Origin of the sequence: Inquilinus sp. KBS0705, from assembly GCA_005938025.2 — a bacterium.
Classification (GTDB): domain Bacteria; phylum Bacteroidota; class Bacteroidia; order Sphingobacteriales; family Sphingobacteriaceae; genus Mucilaginibacter.
The window spans coordinates 2,152,011-2,169,664 of sequence record VCCI02000001.1; the positions used below are offsets into that span (position 1 = coordinate 2,152,011).

Here is a 17,654-nt window from a genome sequence, read left to right on the forward strand (position 1 = left end):
CAAGGTAAATCAGTGAGGTCATCCAATCGGTGAAATCATCGTAATCAAAGTAATCACAAAAAAACAAACATGAAACTATACCTATACGATACCGAAAAGGATTGCATTGGCTCGGGCAGCCTGTCGTCCGCCTATATCCAAACCCAGTTGCAGGCAGCAGCGGGCGCGGATGTCGAGGTACACATCAGCTCGGTTGGCGGCAGTGCCTTTGATGCCATTACCATATACGACCTGCTAAAGAAATACACCGGCCATGTAACCACTTACATAGATGCCCTGGCAGCGTCGGCAGCATCAATAGTAGCCATGGCAGGCAACAAAATAGTAATGAGTAAATACGCCCTGCTAATGATACACAAGCCCATGGTAGGCAGCGGCGGCAATGCCGATGAGTTGCTGAAAGATGTGCAGATGCTGAATGTAGTGCAATCGCGCCTGGCGCAGATATACATGGACAAAAGCGGCCTTGACGGAGTAACGGTTAACAGCCTGATCAACTCCGTTACCTGGATGACAGCCGACCAGGCCCTAAACCTGGGCTTTGTAGATGCCATTGAGGATTATACAGATACCATAATCAACAGTGCCTTAATTAAAAAATATACCGATACAGCGCCCGCGGTTTACCAGCGCTGTATCAACAAAATCTTAACCAACAAAAGCAATATGAACACGGACAACAAAGACCTGATCGAACGGACCACATCGGTTTTAGACAAGATCATGAATTTCTTTAAAAAAGTAATGCACAAGCAAACCATTACAGACAAAATCACCCTGCACCACAGCGGCGAGCTTTGCACCGGTGCCGAGGTTTACCAGGACGAAGACCTTACGTCGCCCGCCATTACCGACACCTACACCACCGCCGATGGACAGCAATTAGCCGTAAAAGAAGGCAAGGTACAAAGTGTAATACCTGCGGATGATAAGGAAGATGAAGATGGCGTACCAGTAGCAAAAACCAAATCGCTACAAAAACCCGCCGCCATACAAAACCGCCTGCAGGAAGTAAAGGCCCGCCTGCATGCCCAAAACGCCTTACTAACCGAGGCCAAAGCCGCGCTTGAGGATGCACAAAACCGCCTGAAACAAACCCGCGAGGAAGTGAAAAACGAGATAAAAAGCGACTTTACGCCCGAAGGATCAAAACGCAGCAGCAAGGCCAAAACTGAAACCCAGCCCTTTTTTGCCCCGCAAAGTCCGCTGGCCAAAAGCGCGGTTAAAAAGGCGGTAGCAAAATGATGTTGTAAGGTTGGAAAGTTAGAATGTTGTAAGGTTTGCCCTTACTATCCCATTCTTACCTACCATACATCAACATTACAACCTTAGAACATTTAAACATTACAACAACAAACATGGCTCAATTTACATTTACAAACAACACCTATGCCGGCGAAGCGCTGGCGGGTTTTATGGCAAGCACGCTGCTGGAGGCCGACTCCGTAAAGCGTGGACTGCTCACCGTTATTAACGACGTTAAGGCACGCAAGGCAATACTTGATGTTGACGATGATGTGGTACTGCAAGACCCATCGGGCACCTTTACAGACCAGGCCACCACCGCCGCCCAGCACGAAAGCTACCTTGACCCTGTAGTTTACGAATTTATGAAACAGGAACAATGGGACAAGCTGGTACAATCGTGGGAAACCCAGCAGCTTAAACCCGGTGCTTTCCAGGATTACGAAGGCGTAGTAGACCTTAGCGACTTTATGGTGCAGCGCTACTTAACCAAAATACAAATAGCTAATGAGCGTTTGTACTGGCTGGGCAAAAGTGCCACCAAAGAAGCAGCTTTTACCGCGCCCTTCACCGGTTTATTACCAACTATTGCAGCGGCAAGCGGCGTATATAAAGTAGGTCTGGGTAAATCAAACACCTCTATGGCGGCTACCGCCATCAGTGCATCGGGCGTAGTAACCGTAAGCTCTACCGCTACTTTAAAAGATGGCGATGTGGTAACCGTTACGGCAGTAACCGGCACCAGCAAAGACACCACCAACGGCGGCGCAGGTATCGATGTGCAGGGGCAGTCGTACTTTATACAAGTACTAAGTGCAACCACCTTTAAGCTGGTGCGCAACTACAACGACGTAAACACCCGCAAACCGGCCACATTCAGCAGTACATCAAGCGGGGCAACCATCAGCTACATTAACAGCAGCAACGTACTGGATGTGTTAACCGGCATCTATGCCCAGCTTGATCCTGCCGACCGCAGTCAGGAAGATTTTAATCTGCAGATACCCTTACATGTTGGCTATGCTTATGCACAGGCCCAGGCCGATAAAGCAGTAAACGTGCTAAACGCCTTCACCGATCCTAAAAAGATGGATTACCTGGGTGTACCTTTACAACTAATGAACCACTGGCAGGCCAATACTATATTGGGTGCGCGGTCGTCAAACCTGTTCTTGGGTGTCGATCTGTTAGGTGATGCATCAGAACTATCAACCGTTTACATGAAGCCTTACACCAACGATAACGTGGTACGTATGAAAGCCCGCATGAAAGCAGCAGTTAACTACAAATTTGCTAACGAGTTATTCTATTTAAGCGCGTAAACTCACTCATTGAGTTATTGAATTAACTGATTTAGTGAATTAACCTAAAAATGGTAATCCAGCTTCTTTATTAATCAATAACTCAATCACTAATTCTTTAAATCACTAATTTAATAATTAACAAATGTCAATTTACAACAAAATAAATGCAGGGTTCGCCCTTGGAACAGGCGCGCCAATTACAGCCGGTATAGAAGATGCGATATACATTTTTAACCAGGATGATATCACCTTTACCTACGACACTACAAATCCGCTGATAATTAAAGGCCTAACGGCCGTCAGCGCAGCTAAAATTTACAAATTCGAGGGTACCAACAACAGCTTTAACACCATGAGCAAGCTGGCCAAAACACAGGTTGGCCCACGTTACACCGAAGAAATTGATTTTAACATAGCAGGTATATCAACCGACGTAAAGGCACAATTAATGGCAATGGGCTATGGCCGTGTATGCGCAATAGCAGTAAACAACCATAAACAAGGCGATTCGGCTATTGAGTTATTCGGAGCAGTAAACGGCCTTATTGTATCTGAAGCTGAGCGTAGCGCAGCCGAAGAAACAGTAGACGGTGGTTACAAAATAAAATTAACCAACCCCGATAAGCTAAAAGAGCCTTACCCACCACGTGCTGTTTTAATACCACCAACAAGCGGTACCGCAACTTATGCCAGCACTATTGCTGCAATTGAAGCACTGGTAGATTAATTGTTTCATAGTTGATGGTTCATGATCAGCACTGATCATGAACCATCATAACCCATCAACTATAAACTATTAGCCATTAACCAAACCATGAAAAAATACATATTAAAACCAGGCCTGCATCAGTTTGTCCCCGGTTCGCCGGCGGTACATAGTAATGATAACCTGACCGATGAAGAAGCCGAATGGTACCTGGAACGATACCCGCATATAGCTGGGTTGTTTGAAGCGAGTCCAGAAGAAGGTAAAGTCGAAAGTCAGGAAGTAACTACACCTAAGCGAAGAGCTAAACGAATCAGGATATCCGCGCAAAAAGAACCTGTGCAATCATCAACAATCAGTGTAATCTCCCAATAATATGAAAACCTACTTACCACAAATTGAACCGCGTATACTGGTAAGGCCCAACCAAACTTTCGGCATATTAAATTACGATTCGGATAATGCCTATCCGCAGCGTATGCTGGAACTGGTAGCACAATCGCCCACCGCCAAAGATTGCTGGAACAAGCGGGCTAAATTTATTGCCGGTAACGGATTCGAAGATGGCGGGTTGGGCAAAACAGCTATCAATAACAAGGGCCTTACCCTGGCTAAATTATTAAAAGTAATAGCAACGGATAAAGCATTGTTTAGCGGCTTTGGTATCCATAAAAATTACAACGCTAACTTTAAAATAGCATCGGTAAACTATGTAAAGTTCGAGGACATCCGCATGGGTGATACCGATAACGCAGATACTGCCTGCAAGTTTGCCATTTACAATGATTGGGGCCGCAAAACCTGGAAAAATATCATGCGCAGCAAAATCACCTTTCTGGAGCCCTACAATCCTGATGAAGAAATAATTAGGCAGCAGGTAAAAGCCGTTGGCGGATGGGAAAAATACAAAGGGCAATTACTTTACTTTAACCCCGAAGTTGATGATTACCCCTTGATAGAAGCTGATTCGGTTTGGGAAGATTTTGAGACCGAGGCCGGTATCAAAATATTTAACAACCGCGAAGTAACCACCGGCTTTTTGCCATCAACCATGTTGTTTATGCAGGCGCGCCGCGAGGAAGCTGATAATAGTAGCGATTATGGCGATACGGCGAACAGGCCTTCGCAATTAGAGAAAGACCTGGGCAGTTTCCAGGGCACCAAAAGCGCTCAAAAAATAATTGTGATTGAATATGAAGACGAAAGTGCCAAACCCGAATTTCAGCCGTATGCAATTCAAAACAACGACAAGCTTTTTGAAACAACAGAAAGATCAGTAGAGGCCAGAATTATAAAAGGGTTTTCGGTACCTAAGGAATTGGTAAACGCCGAAAAATCATCGGGATTAAGCAATGGCGGCGAAAAAGCAGAAGCCATAAGGCAATTTAACGACAACACCGCACCCGACAGGTTGGAGTTAGCTGAAACATTAAAAGAACTGTTTAGTCACTTTTATACCAACCTTAACCCAACTGATAACTGGAACATTATCCCTATACCAGCCGATGTATCCGATGATTTGGCTGGTATAAAAGCCGGACCGGCAATTAACCAATTGTTACAGTCTACCATACCTGCCCAAAGCAAAATTGCTACACTAATGTATGCTTATGGCTTTAAACAGGAAGAGGCTACGGCAATGTGCGCTATTTAAATCCGAGGGGATTATTAACCTCATTATATCCACAAACATGAACAAAACTTTAAATATTCCGCTGCCAGCCGGCGGAAGTTGGGGGGCTTCGATATGCTAAACCTGATTATACCTGCCACACTGCAACGATACGAGGATATCGCGGCAAACATAAAACCCGGGCGCATAAAAGTATTTATACAAAAAGCGCAGGAATTAGATATTAAACCATTTTTAGGCTATGCCTTGTATTACGACCTTATTAAATACCTGGATACAGATGCCACCTTAAAAGATGATGCTCCACAACACTACAAAGATTTATTAAATGGCACTGAGTATTTAGATGAGCACGGACATATTGTTTTATACCAAGGTTTACAACCCGTACTGGCCTACTTCACCTTCGCACGCTTTATTGAAGCGGATGCTGTACACTATACCGCAACCGGCCCGGTTATCAAACGTTACGATAATGCCAATGCAATTGCCATAAAAGATATTGTAAAATTGGTACAACAACAACGCAGTACAGCAAATGCCTATGCTAACGAAACCGAAAGGTTTTTAGCGGATCATCAGGAAAACTTTCCGGCATGGCATTACAATCAAAAAAACAAAAGTAGCAGGCAAGCCGGCCCACGCATAAGGGGTATCGATCGGTCTGACTTTAACTATACCGGCTATAACCGCTGCAACTATCAATTACTAACTGAATTTTTAAACTAATGGCTACTGACAAAAAAATAAGTGAGCTGCCCATAGCTACAAGCATAGCGTCTACCGATATATCTGTTTTGGTTAAAAGTGGCGTAGATTATCAATTTTCAGTTAATCTGCTACTGCAATATCTTGCTGCCAATTTATCTACAGGTTCAAGCATCACATTTGGCACTGTTTTGCCACAAAACAGTTCGGGCAAAAACGGAGATGTATTTTTAAAAACTAATTCCGGCCAGTTCGCTCAAAAAATATCGGGTGCGTGGGCCGTTGTTTTCACTCTCCCCGCAATTGATGACCCAGCCGATGGAACAACCTTATATGGGCCCGGCACACCTACAACAGCAACCGGCAAAAACGGCGATACCTACATTGATACCGAAGCGGGTATTTTTTACAAAAAAGCAAGCGGTACATGGTCTCAGGAATTTTCAATGCAAACCGGTCCGCAAGGCCCAAAGGGTGCAAAAGGAGATACAGGTAGTGCAGGCATAGCCGGAAGGACCATTTTGAATGGAGCAGGCAATCCGCCAAACACTACCGGTGCCAACGGCGATTTCTATCTTAATACTACTGCTTATCGGTTCTTCGGCCCAAAAACAGCGGGCGCATGGGGCACGGGAATACAAGTTGTAGGCCCGCAAGGCGAACAAGGCGAAACCGGTTTAACCGGCCCCACAGGTGTCACTGGCGCAACCGGAGCTACAGGGCCAACCGGCCCAACAGGCAGCACCGGCCCGGGAGTAGCTACAGGCGGGACAGCCGGCCAGGTGCTAAAAAAAGCATCAAATAGTAATTTTGATACTGAGTGGGCTGAAATACCTGACACATTTGATTTGTTGGCTGCTATTCATAGTGCCCCAATACATGAAAATGAAGAAGAAGCAATAATAGCTAACATTGATACATATACCATGTATAGAACATCAACAGGTGAATTAAGGTATAAATTACCAACGCCTCCCTTGCCACCAACGGCTGGGGTGGTTGATAATAACGAAGATACATTCACTTTTATTGGTGGGGAATATACATTTTTACCTTAAAACATATGGCAATTAGAATTTTAACAGATCACGAATATCAAATCAACGATGGTTTATGGATAGCATGTAATACTGGAAACACTTTAAATAATAGCGATGGATCTTATACTATTACCCAAGGGTTAAACGTGGATATTCCTATAGATCAATTAAAGGTACGTGTAAAAGCAATTGGAGATACCCCGGCAAGTGCTGCACTTAAAAATGCTGTAGCCTTTAACGCCCCATTAGCTCCCAAAAAAATACAAGCATTTTTTATAGGTGATAGTTTGACTGCGGGAATTGGTACAACCGGTGTTGGTACAAGCGCAAGCGGCAACTATTTTGGCGTTAATTCTTATCCAGTTAAAACTATATCAAAATTAACAGGCTTGGATATTGATGGCTATAATATGGCATACCCCGGCAGGAGGGCTGTCGATTTTAACCCAAACTATTTAATTCCAACTATTGGTCGTTTTAACAAAGAGCTTTATACTGATATCTACTGTATCGTCTTTTTTGGCGCTAATGATCTTTGCACAATGGACTCAACAGCTTTTGTTACAGCAATTACTGAAACATGCGGTACCTTAAAAGATGCAGGCGCTAAAGTTATACTTGTACCTGTGCTTTCTAGAAAAGACACATATGCAGCATCCATTAGCTATAATAATATTTCCAGACGAAATACTTTTAACGCGTGGCTAGCATCTAATTATGCTACTATTTGTGATGCTTATGTTGACCTTTCGGAGCATCCAGAAATATTTGCAGACAATGCCCCGGATAATACTACTTATTTTAAAGACCCTGACTCGGACGGTTACAATAAGGTCCATTTAACAGATGCAGGAGCTGATATATTAGCCATTGCTGTAGCTGATACTATAACTGCTTTGGCGGGAACTGGTTCTATACCCATAATCCCTGTTGATTATGCATCTAATTTTATAGATGCAGCCGGAATTACAGACGCCACACAAATATCAGCTATACAAACATTAGTATCTGATTTAATAGAAGCGAATATTTGGCATAAATTACCTGCTATTTATCCATTTGTTGGTGCCACCGAAACATCCAATAAATTAAATCTTAGAGATCCAAGGGATTTAGACGTTGCATATCGTTTGGATTTTATCGGAAGCCCATTTTATAGTCTAAATGGCGTCACATGGCATAGTGGTTCATATGCTGATACCCATTTTGGAGGCATTGGTGCCGATGTTTTTAATTACTTAAATTGTAGCTTACATTATTATTCTGGAGCGGTAACATCAGCGGGTATTGACATAGGGGTTTACAGCACCAGTCCTTTTTGGTTAGGTATAAAACTTGGAGGTAATAGTTACACATCAATTGGTGATAGTACAGGAACTGGAGTTTCTGAATCATATTCTGATTTGGGATTCTTTACAACTAGTCGGGTGAACTATAATAAACGAAGTTTATATAAAAATGGCACTTTAGTCCGAGATACTAATGTAAACATAAGTGGTGCCTCTGGAAATAATATCTGGATTGGTTGTCTTAACAATGGCGATAGCGTGCAATATGCCTCAGAGAGGCTATGTTCTTATGCAGCAATAGGTTATGGACTAACAGCGACAGAGGAAGCCGCTCATTATGCAGCAATTCAAGCTTTTCAAACAACTTTAGGTAGAGCAATCTAACAAATTTTCTCAGAGGTGTGATTAATGATTTTTTTGCCAAATTTTTGCAAGGGCTCTTCAATAAAGTAATTTAGAATACACGAAAAAAATAAACTTATTGATAATACTATTAAATAATTTATTATTAAATTAATAATTGCAAATGGTTCATTTACTTTCTCGAAAAAGTTGATAAGCCTGAATTTATTCAAAAAATAAATTGCTGCCCAATGTGTTAAATAAAGTGTATAACTAACCTTCCCTATGTACAAAAATGCTTGATTGAATAATATCTTAGGATGATATTTCTGTAAAGCAATTACTAATAATATAAAGGATAGCCCGAAGAGAAATAAATTATATATTAACAATTGCTGCTCAAGAGAAAATCCCACAAGCAAAAAAATCGCCCCCAATAAAAGGGATTTTAAATTAATTTCATACGTTTCACTATATATGAGAAAATATAAGATAATACCTAATGCAAAAATGGGCAATTGATTTGGGAAATATAAAAAGAGGTACTCGTTCCATAAACGATTTTCGGGTATTAAAATTATATGTTGGAAAATTAAGAGTAAAATAAACCTAATTGCCAACGTGACTAATAAAAAATTATATGCTTGTTGGATATTTTTGATTCTATAATATAAAAAAGGGACTAAGCAGTAAAATGCAACTTCGATTGCTACCGACCACCCGCCAGGCACCAAGCTTGCTATCCAATATGGACTAAAGCCATGGGTAAAAGTGAAGTTTGATATTATATTCCCTAATGAAATACTGGGATCATTCCCCAACCAATAGCGAGGTCCAAAGCCATCCTGCCATAAATAATAAACTATTGCTATATAATACAAAGGTGCTATCCTAAAAAATCTCCTAATAAAATAGTTCCTTACAGTCTTTTTTTCATTTACCCTATTGCTAAAAGAAAGAAATAACGTAAAAGCACTTAGTAAATAAAATAATTGTACACCACGTGCTCCGTTATTTATTATGGCAATTATGTAAGGGTGTATCTTTTCAATATTAATTGATTGCAGACTCACATGAACAATTAGTACACCTAGAATAGCTATGGCCCGTAGCACGGTTATATAATCCAACTTCTTCACTGTTTACAAAGTAAACAATTTCACAATGAAAAAAAAATTAAGCTTAGGCAAGCGCCTGTTAAGCGCTACACCTGCATTTTTTAAACGGGCGCAATTATTTGGTGTCAGCCTGGCTGGGTTGGGTACTTCTCTTACCCAAGTAATAGGTATACCTGTAAAACTTTGTACTATTTTAATAACTGCAGGTACAACAATAACAGTAATCAGTCAATTCGCAGTTGAACAATATGAACCCATCAACCATGAAAAAAATGAAGTTAAGTGATCACGGTATAGCGGTAATCAAAAACTTTGAAGGGTTGAGGCTAAACGCCTACCGCGACGTTGCCGGCATTTGGACCATCGGTTATGGGTCTACTAAGTACCACGATGACAAAGCCATTAAACCTGGCGATAAATTGACCGGCGAGGAACAAGCCGATGCCCTGTTTAAAAATACGTTAGGCAAATATGTTGATGCGGTTAATAACGGGGTTAAAGTTCCGCTTAATCAAAATCAATTTGATGCGCTGGTATCGTTCACCTACAATTTAGGCACGGGAGTAATGGCAACATCTACATTAGTTAAAATGCTTAACAAAGGCGATTATACCGCTGCCGCAGATCAATTCCTTTTATGGGATAAAATAACAGACCAACAAAATGGCAAAAAAATAATTTGCAAAACACTTTCTAAACGCCGCGAACAGGAGCGCGCATTATTTTTATCATGACATCAATAGAACACAGGCAACTAAAAGGTATAACTATCAAAAATATTGTAGTAACTATTATTAGTACCGCCAGTATAGTAGTATCGGTAATGACGACCTATTTTGAATTGAAGGGCGCAATACGCGACGTTCAGGTAACCCAGGATGCCCAAAATAGGGTAAACGAAATCAGATTAAAGGTTTTGGAGGGCCAGGTAGCCTTATTACAGCGCGAAGTAGAAAACATTAAAACTAAAAAATATTAACCATTCTATTATGAGTTTAACATCACTTATCTACAAAATATGGAACAGCATTCGGTTATTGTTTAATCACTTTCCTGCCGATCTTAAAAAAGCGGTACACATTGGCGTTGTTATAACAGAGAATATTAAAACTATTGTCGAATCACCTTTTACTGATATGCTTACTTTAATAATACCGGGTGATATCGACGATAAAATAAAGCAAGTCTTACGCGCTGGTATCCCGCTCATATTAACCAATTTAAAATTAACGGACAAATGCAGTGATTTAAACGACCCACAGGAAATTACCAGATGCACTATTCGAATAATACAAAATTTAGATGGCGATATTAAAAGCGCGACTTTACATAACCTTTCTGTACTTATATCAAAACTGGCTGCCGACGGGCAATTAACGTGGAGCGACGGAGTATGTATCGTTGAATGGTATTACCAAAATAACTTTAAGCACAATGCCAGGCTCATTGCAACTTAATATCACGGTTATTTATATATTGCACCAGTATAATGCAATAGATAAATAACAACTAATGAAATACGCATTAAGTTTATTGTTAATATTAAGCACCGCCCTTAGTAGTTTAGCCCAAACCTACCAGGCTCAAATCGCCAGCTATCGGCAAGGCTATATGAATGATTTTTTGGAAGATAAACGTTCTCCGCTAAAAAAGGAAGACCTGTCCTACCTGCGCTTTTATGATGCAGATAGTACATATAAAGTGGAGGCAAAATCAGCGCTAATGTTAAATAATCAATCGTTTATTATGCCTGTATTTAGCGGCACAGGCAGCGAGTATGTGCCTTATGCATTACTTAAATTTACGCTTAAAGGCCAACCGATGCAACTTACTGTTTATCGTAGTGTAGCATTGGCTAAAACCCAGGCTTATAAAGATTATTTATTTTTACCATTTACCGATGAAACCAACGGTAAAGAAACGTATGCCGGCGGTCGTTACATAGATTTACGCGAAGGAGATATTAAAGATGGCACAGTAATCATTGATTTTAACAAAGCTTACAATCCGTATTGTGCTTTTGGTAGCGGTTATGCCTGCCCTAAACCACCAGATGGCAACCATTTAACCATTGCCCTGCAAGCAGGAGAAAAAGCTTTTGGTAAAGAACATTGATCTGATAACGATTCCCGAAATGGTGTAAATTGTGTAGGGCAATATATTTCTCCCATTATTCCTGTAAATATCACAAGCTGGTTCATTACCTTTATGGTATGAGCACATCTACCAATTCTGCCTGGCCAATACTCGATTACCATTATATAAAAGACACAGTTGCGACCGTACATATGTGGGCGCAGATGATAGGCAAGGTACGCCTTGCCAAAACACCCTGGATAAACCATAGTTGGCATGTAACACTATATGTGAGCGCCAACGGTTTAACCACTGGTAGCATTCCATATGCTGATGGTGTTTTCGAGATAAACCTCGATCTTATTGATCATCAATTGCATATTATTACCAGTACAGGTAATAAACGCTCGGTACCGCTGGGAGCCAAAACTATAGCTGCTTTTTATATTGATTTAATGGATAACCTAAAAGCCACGGGTATTGATGTTGAAATTTATGCAGTACCTAACGAGGTTGACCCAGCCATACCTTTTGCTGATAACCATACGGCTTGTACTTATAATGCTGATGCGATGCATAACTTATGGCAGGCATTGGTGAAGATAAATAATGTGTTTACAATTTTTAGAGCCGGGTTTACAGGTAAATGTAGCCCGGTACACTTTTTTTGGGGCGCGTTCGATCTGGCAGTTACACGTTTTAGCGGCCGTACCGCCCCACTGCATCCCGGTGGTGCACCCAATATACCATTGGAGATAATGCAGGAGGCTTATTCTCACGAGGTAAGCTCATGTGGCTTTTGGCCCGGTAGCGATACTTTCCCGCAACCGGCTTTTTATTCGTACTGCTACCCAACTCCACAAACATTTGGACTACAGCAAGTGAGCCCGCCTGAGGCATTTTACAGCGCCGAAATGGGCGAATTTTTTTTAACCTACGAAGTGGTACAACAATCAGCCCATCCCGAAGAAACATTATTAAAGTTCCTTCAATCTACTTACAACGCCGCGGCAGTTACAGGCAATTGGGATAATAGTTTACAATGCGATTTACAGGCTTTAAAAAATAGGTAATAGCAGTAATCCCAATCTTAAAATACAATTTAGGGTGCTATTTTTTCCGTACGCACCAGGTTGTCATACATCTTAAATTTTGTACGTTGGTAGTTTTAAGTGGTTCAAAAAGCTCTCCGCCTAAAACATCGGTATAAGCGAGTAGCATTTGTTCGTTCACCAAAAAGCGTTCAGATCCGTCGGGCAAAATATAGCGGCGGTCGCTAAGCAGTGTCACCTGTTCCTCAATACCTATGTCTGATGCCAGGCGGGCAAAAAAGTAACCGCCTGGTTTAAGCACCCTAAATATCGAGCGCAGCATGGCATCAAAATGCCCGGTATTTTCGGCAAAATGCAACACAGCGCTTGCAATCACCAAATCGAATGTTTCATTATCAAATGGCATATCTTCGGCGATACCTGTTACAAAATTTTTAACGGGGTTAAATGGAGCAAGTGTTTGCGATAATACCTTCACTGCTGTTATCGCTTCGGGATTCGGGTCGATGCCAAATACTTCAAAACCATTCTTTAAAAAATAAATAAGATTGCGTCCACCGCCACATCCGGCATCAAGCACCTTTCTGCAATCGTCGAAACGGCCTTTTAAAAGCTGATCGAACAGGTATATATCAATGTTACCGTAAAGTTGCTGTAACGTATTTTCCATATGGTATCTAGTGTGTTTTTGCTAAGATAAAAGGTTAAGACGCAGTGTTTGCCAAATAGTGTCTGCTACATGCAAATTTATTAAGCATTTACTGTCAACCGCAATATAATCTTAAGAAGCAAAAACAAGGCCCATTAACGGGCTTTTTGTATTAATAGTGTTATGCATTTATAATATGGGTTTTAATCCATATTATTGTTTTTATATACCCCTGATATAATTTTATAACCTATTTCAACATTGTCAACAGCTAAACTCACCTTACTACTGCTATGCTTGTGCCTGTTTTGCGGCACCTTGTTTGGCCAACAAAAAAAGAATGCCAATTACCGGCTGCATATAAAAAAAACTACCGGTCCTATAAAAATTGATGGTGTAGCCGACGAAGCCGACTGGACACGCGCCGACTCGGCTGCTGATTTCTTTTTGGTATTGCCCATGGATACCAGTTTTGCCAAAGTAAAAACCGCCGTACGTATGGCTTATGATAAAGACAACCTTTATTTAGTGGCTACGTGTTATACACCCAACCCGGGGCCATATATGGTCGAGTCGCTTAAGCGCGATTTTAGCTTTGTAAAAAATGATAACTTTTTGCTGTTTATGGACCCCTTTGATGCCCGTACCGATGGCTTTAGCTTTGGCGCTAACGCTGCCGGCGCACAATGGGACGGAACGATGTACGAAGGTGGGAAGGTTGACCTTAGCTGGGATAACAAGTGGTACTCACAGGTAAAAAACTACCCCGATAAATGGGTACTGGAAGCGGCCATTCCCTTTAAAAGTATCCGTTATAAAAAGGGCATACGCGAGTGGGGTATCAACTTTAGCCGCAATGACCTTGTCACTACCGAAAAATCGAGCTGGGCACCTGTGCCAAGGCAGTTCCCTACGGCATCACTGGCCTATACCGGCACCCTGGTTTGGGACGAAGAGCCACCCGTTGCCAGTAGCAATGTATCGGTTATACCCTACGTATTGGGCGGTGTTACCAAAGATTTTGAGAACGGGGGCAAGCCTGCCGTTTGGCGTAAAGATATCGGAGGCGATGTAAAAGTGGCCCTCAACTCGTCGCTTAACCTAGACATGACGGTTAACCCCGATTTTTCGCAGGTAGATGTAGACCAGCAGGTAATTAACCTTAACAGGTACGAGCTTTTCTTTCCCGAAAAGCGTCAGTTTTTTTTAGAGAACGGCGATTTGTTCGCCAACTTTGGCTATAGTGATATCCGTCCTTTCTTTTCGCGCAGAATAGGTTTAAATGCACCCATACGCTTTGGCACAAGACTTACCGGGAAAATAGATAAAGACTGGCGTGTAGGCGTAATGGATGTGCAAACCGGGCAATCCGGCACAGCTAACTTGCCGGGGCAAAACTTTGGCATTGTTACCCTGCAAAGGCGTGTATTATCGCGATCAAACATCGCCTTTATGTTTGTGAATAAGGACGCTACGGGTAGTGCTCCCGCTGCAGGTAACACAGCACCGGGTTATAATCGTAATATTGGGGCCGAATTTAACCTTGCATCGTCAAACAATTTAATAACGGGTAAGCTTATGGGGATGAAATCTTTCAGCCCCGGCGTAAGCGGCCATGATTACGTTGGCGCCGGCCACGTACAATACCTTAGTAAATACTGGACGGCATATATACAGCAAGAGTATGTGGGCCGTAACTACAATGCCGAAGTAGGCTACGTACCGCGCACAGGGTATAATAAGCTTAGCCCTTTGCTGCTGCATAATTTTTTTCCTAAGAGTGGCGGTGTACTATCGCATGGCTTACAATACTCTGGCGTATACTTTTTTGATGAAAGCTTTAAACGTACCGATAACGAAAGCATCCTATCTTACATAATCACTCTACGCAGCCGCGCTACCTTCACTGTTTCGGGCCTTGATGATTATGTAAAGCTACTGCGCCCTTTTGACCCTACCAATACCGGCAAAGGTATGCTACCAACCGGCAGCGTAAATCACTGGCAAACCATTGATGTGCAATTTGCATCAAAACCACAAAGTGTATTTACTTATCTGTTTGATGTAGCCCGCGGCGGATATTATCAAAATGGCGACAGGTTTAGCGTTACCGGGCAAATAGGCTATCGCTTTCAGCCTTATGTAAATTTGATACTGAACACCACCTATACCAATTTGAACCTGCCTGCCCCCTATGGTCGTAACAAATTTTGGCTGATAGGACCACGGGCTGATGTTACATTTACCAACACCCTGTACTTTACCACTTTTGTGCAGTACAACGAACAGGCTAAAAACATGAATATTAACAGCCGTTTGCAATGGCGCTACAAACCAGCATCCGACTTTTTTATAGTTTATGGCGACAACTCCATACCATCGCCCTTTACAGTCAAAAACCGGCAGCTAACCGTTAAGTGGACGTATTGGTGGAACATATAATTATTAAAAAATTTTATTGTAAACCAAAAAAGGCGGGATCACTCCCGCCTTTTTGGTTTAAATGCTTTGTTATTTAACCGGTATAATATCTATAATAACGGTACGGTTGTAAAAGCGCTCTTCGGGAACGGTGTTTTCAAATGGTGCATGGCTGGTATCCTCGCCAAATCCCAAGGTTTCAAACTTAACATTGTTTTTACCGGCTGCAGTTAATGCACGGGATAATGTAGTTTGTACATCATTGGCACGTTGCTGCGATAATTTCATGTTATATTCTTCTTCGCCTATCACATCAGTATGCCCATGTATAATAACTGTCGAGCCATCGGCAATAGCAGGAGCTACCACATTGGTTAAAAATTTATCATACGATGCTGTTGAATTTGAGCTATCAAAATCGTACAAAATGCTGTAGCGTAAAGCCTTTCCTATAGTTTCGGTTTGGCGTGTCAGATGAACAGTACTTTCCTTACGTATGGGTTGGCCTTTACGTGTTTCGCCGGTCATTACCACTTTGTAATCACCCTGGGTGTTATTGCCTAATATAGCCGAACCGGGTATACTTTCCTGGTTACGTGTGTAAGGGCCGTAGTGTTGAACAGTGCCGGCATTATCGGCAACATCTACTGACCATGATTTAAGCAACTGCTGCGCGCTATCAACCGTTAAAACTACGCGGCTGTCAAGCGGATCGGGCTGTATGGTTGTAAAGTTAACCGGCTTCATCATGCCGCCACCAACTTCCATTAGTAGCTCGGGTGATGCACTTGTAATATCAACTCGTCGGTCGCCTTCACGTAAAAGCAAAAGCTCTTTGCTGCCGCCCGGCTGTTCTGAAGAGATAAGCGGCTTAGTCCGGCCAACAACTGCTATCCGTGAACCATCAATGGCATATGCTGTAACCAGGTATTGCTTTACCGATTGGGCAAGCATTTCGCCTTCGGCAGGGCCACGTAACGATGCACCGGTAAGGGTGATCACCGCGCTTGGGTTTGACCGTAAACGATCACCTAGTATATTCAGAATGTTGTGGTAAACATTTAATTGCCTTGCAGATCGGCCTCTCATGCTTTCTTCTGATGCGGTTTGCAATTTGGTTTCTTTAAAAGCAGCAGCATTAGCTGTGGTCAGGGTTACATATCGTGGCGAAATCTGGGTTGACCCTTCATCAAAAAATACCGAATTACGCAACGGCAGGGTTTCGCTTACCTCGCGTTTTACAGGGATGTTTTTTGGTGCTTGAACCGTAAAAAGGAAATCGCGGTAGGCCGGTGTAATTGTTACTTCAGAAATCGTCTTTTTAGACTTGCCAAACTTTAATGCTATACCTGCGCGAACGGTAGTTACCGACCAGCTTTCGATACTGCGCGGATCCTGTCCAAAATAAGGGTGGAACGAAACAAACGGCGATATGCTCATTTGTGTGCTGCTTGCAGGTGATGTGGTCATGATATCGTAGCCAACACCCACCTGGCCCGAAAGCAGGGACTTGCGCATATCGCTAAGATCACCGTTAGCATCGGGTTGTTTAAGCTGTGTGTAAGCATAACTTTTGCTAACATTAAAAGCTACACGCGGACCTGCAAAAAAGTATAGGCCAGACTGTGGTATACCTAAACGTATGCTGGGCTCAATAGCAACATAGCTGGTATTGGTACTCAATGTAGCGGGGCAGTTACATGGCGCTACAACATCTTTAAATTTACCACCACGCCCATCATAAGCCACATTTAACATAAGGCCTACAACACTTTTAGGGCGGTACTCTAATAATATTGACCCGTAAGGGCGTACACCATTACCTTTATGGAAAGCAGTTGGCGCAATAAGGCCATTGCTTAATACTTGTGTTGTACCGGTGTAAAAGTTAAAATTTGCAGCGCCCGAAAGGCCATACCACCAGGTAGGCTGTGTAGTTTGCGCATGCACTGTAGTGCAGGCAAAAAGCACCATCGTTAACAGGATGGAAAACTTTTGTTTTAAATTATTAATGGATGACATGATATAATATTTTTTAAGTGATTAAAGGGGTAAAGGCCGGCCGTCAACA

The 17,654-nt window shown here is 42.2% G+C and carries 17 protein-coding genes and 1 pseudogene; 15 read left to right on the top strand and 3 right to left on the bottom strand.

Translation table 11 applies throughout. The annotated features are described in order from the left end of the window. The first annotated feature begins 69 nt into the window (after positions 1-69). From FFF34_009460 to FFF34_009495, 8 genes and pseudogenes are all read left to right on the top strand, one after another. A complete protein-coding gene (locus FFF34_009460) occupies positions 70-1,245 on the top strand; it encodes a hypothetical protein (protein ID TSD67597.1) in 1,176 nt (391 codons plus the stop codon). A gap of 113 nt (positions 1,246-1,358) precedes the next feature. Then, positions 1,359-2,567, top strand: a complete 1,209-nt coding sequence (locus FFF34_009465; GenBank protein ID TSD67598.1) for a hypothetical protein — start codon at positions 1,359-1,361, stop codon at positions 2,565-2,567. A 124-nt stretch (positions 2,568-2,691) separates the two neighbouring features. After that, entirely contained in the window at positions 2,692-3,276 is a 585-nt protein-coding gene (locus FFF34_009470; protein ID TSD67599.1) for a hypothetical protein, read from the top strand. A gap of 87 nt (positions 3,277-3,363) precedes the next feature. Continuing rightward, positions 3,364-3,630 carry a hypothetical protein gene (locus FFF34_009475; GenBank protein TSD67600.1) on the top strand — a complete coding sequence of 89 codons (267 nt, stop codon included), beginning with the start codon at positions 3,364-3,366 and terminating at the stop codon, positions 3,628-3,630. Between the two features lies 1 nt (position 3,631). Beyond that, positions 3,632-4,909, top strand: a complete 1,278-nt coding sequence (locus FFF34_009480; protein ID TSD67601.1) for a hypothetical protein — start codon at positions 3,632-3,634, stop codon at positions 4,907-4,909. A 93-nt stretch (positions 4,910-5,002) separates the two neighbouring features. Then, entirely contained in the window at positions 5,003-5,617 is a 615-nt protein-coding gene (locus tag FFF34_009485) for a hypothetical protein (protein TSD67602.1), read from the top strand. A 644-nt stretch (positions 5,618-6,261) separates the two neighbouring features. After that, positions 6,262-6,372, top strand: a pseudogene (locus tag FFF34_009490) (collagen-like protein). 287 nt (positions 6,373-6,659) lie between these two features. Beyond that, entirely contained in the window at positions 6,660-8,309 is a 1,650-nt protein-coding gene (locus FFF34_009495; GenBank protein ID TSD67603.1) for an SGNH/GDSL hydrolase family protein, read from the top strand. Here the strand turns inward: FFF34_009495 and FFF34_009500 are convergent. Beyond that, positions 8,306-9,406 (bottom strand): acyltransferase, encoded by a 1,101-nt coding sequence (locus tag FFF34_009500; protein TSD67604.1) that lies wholly within the window; start codon positions 9,404-9,406, stop codon positions 8,306-8,308. The two genes, FFF34_009495 and FFF34_009500, sit on opposite strands and share 4 nt — an antisense overlap. 25 nt (positions 9,407-9,431) lie before the next feature. Between FFF34_009500 and FFF34_009505 the strand changes: the two genes are divergently transcribed. From FFF34_009505 to FFF34_009530, 6 genes are all read left to right on the top strand, one after another. After that, entirely contained in the window at positions 9,432-9,671 is a 240-nt protein-coding gene (locus FFF34_009505) for a hypothetical protein (GenBank protein TSD67605.1), read from the top strand. Next, positions 9,649-10,119, top strand: a complete 471-nt coding sequence (locus FFF34_009510; protein ID TSD67606.1) for a lysozyme — start codon at positions 9,649-9,651, stop codon at positions 10,117-10,119. The genes FFF34_009505 and FFF34_009510 overlap by 23 nt, the downstream gene beginning before the upstream one ends. Then, positions 10,116-10,364 carry a hypothetical protein gene (locus FFF34_009515; protein TSD67607.1) on the top strand — a complete coding sequence of 83 codons (249 nt, stop codon included), beginning with the start codon at positions 10,116-10,118 and terminating at the stop codon, positions 10,362-10,364. Before FFF34_009510 ends, FFF34_009515 begins: the two co-directional genes overlap by 4 nt. Positions 10,365-10,374: 10 nt before the next feature. Further along, the gene (locus FFF34_009520) at positions 10,375-10,842 is read left to right on the top strand and encodes a hypothetical protein (protein TSD67608.1); all 468 of its coding nucleotides are present in this window, start codon (positions 10,375-10,377) and stop codon (positions 10,840-10,842) included. 55 nt (positions 10,843-10,897) lie between these two features. Next, a complete protein-coding gene (locus tag FFF34_009525; protein ID TSD67609.1) occupies positions 10,898-11,500 on the top strand; it encodes a DUF1684 domain-containing protein in 603 nt (200 codons plus the stop codon). A 98-nt stretch (positions 11,501-11,598) separates the two neighbouring features. Then, positions 11,599-12,534, top strand: a complete 936-nt coding sequence (locus FFF34_009530) for a hypothetical protein (protein ID TSD67610.1) — start codon at positions 11,599-11,601, stop codon at positions 12,532-12,534. Between the two features lie 37 nt (positions 12,535-12,571). Here FFF34_009530 and FFF34_009535 read toward each other — a convergent pair whose 3' ends face one another. Further along, positions 12,572-13,183: a class I SAM-dependent methyltransferase gene (locus FFF34_009535; GenBank protein ID TSD67611.1), complete on the bottom strand. Its 612-nt coding sequence runs from the start codon at positions 13,181-13,183 to the stop codon at positions 12,572-12,574. A 267-nt stretch (positions 13,184-13,450) separates the two neighbouring features. Between FFF34_009535 and FFF34_009540 the strand changes: the two genes are divergently transcribed. After that, a complete protein-coding gene (locus tag FFF34_009540) occupies positions 13,451-15,604 on the top strand; it encodes a carbohydrate binding family 9 domain-containing protein (GenBank protein ID TSD68006.1) in 2,154 nt (717 codons plus the stop codon). Positions 15,605-15,673: 69 nt separating this feature from the next. Here FFF34_009540 and FFF34_009545 read toward each other — a convergent pair whose 3' ends face one another. Continuing rightward, positions 15,674-17,605, bottom strand: coding sequence for an OmpA family protein (locus FFF34_009545; protein TSD67612.1), 1,932 nt, complete (start codon positions 17,603-17,605; stop codon positions 15,674-15,676). Between the last annotated feature and the right edge of the window lie 49 nt (positions 17,606-17,654).